The organism is Mycobacterium sp. 852002-30065_SCH5024008, from assembly GCF_001665645.1.
Lineage (GTDB): Bacteria > Actinomycetota > Actinomycetes > Mycobacteriales > Mycobacteriaceae > Mycobacterium > Mycobacterium paraffinicum.
The window spans coordinates 1-502 of the sequence record NZ_LZSZ01000134.1 but is presented as its reverse complement, the minus strand read 5'-3'; the positions used below and the strand labels follow the sequence as shown (position 1 = coordinate 502).

1 protein-coding gene is annotated in these 502 nt (G+C 65.7%); it reads left to right on the top strand.

Features of this window, described 5'->3' with window-relative positions:
• Positions 1-427 precede the first annotated feature (427 nt).
• Positions 428-502: PPE domain-containing protein (locus A5781_RS26290; protein ID WP_156624280.1), on the top strand; the 75-nt coding region annotated here is incomplete at its 3' end.

Sequence of the window (502 nt, the reverse complement as noted above, 5' to 3'; positions counted from 1 at the left end):
CCGGCGCCGCCGCGGGCTACTCCCACAAATACGGCTTCCGCTACAGCGTCCTCACCCGCCCACCATCAGCCGGATAGCAGCGGATATGAACACAACCCACTCGTTTTATCCGCGGCGAGATTTTATGGAGAGCCGGTTGCGGCTGAGCCCGGTTGCGACGACGGCGCGGCGCCCCGGTCGTGGCCCGGTGATGCGCGAGGGCGACCACAGCGAGACCGTTTTCCCATCTCATGACGGACAAGCGATCGGACGCCCGGCGGTTGGCCAACCCCGGGTAGTCGGGCCGCGACAGCCGCCAGCGATGCGTCCGCACCCGGTCACCGCTGACGCCAGCCGGTCGGCAGGGCCGGTGGCCGGCCAGATGCGCCTTATCGTCTTTCACTACTCGAGGTCATTCATGCAGCTGCAACGGGGTAAGGGGTAATTGGTGTTTGATTTTGGGGCGCTTCCGCCGGAGGTTAATTCGGCGCGGATTTACGCCGGTCCAGGGTCGGGGTCGTTG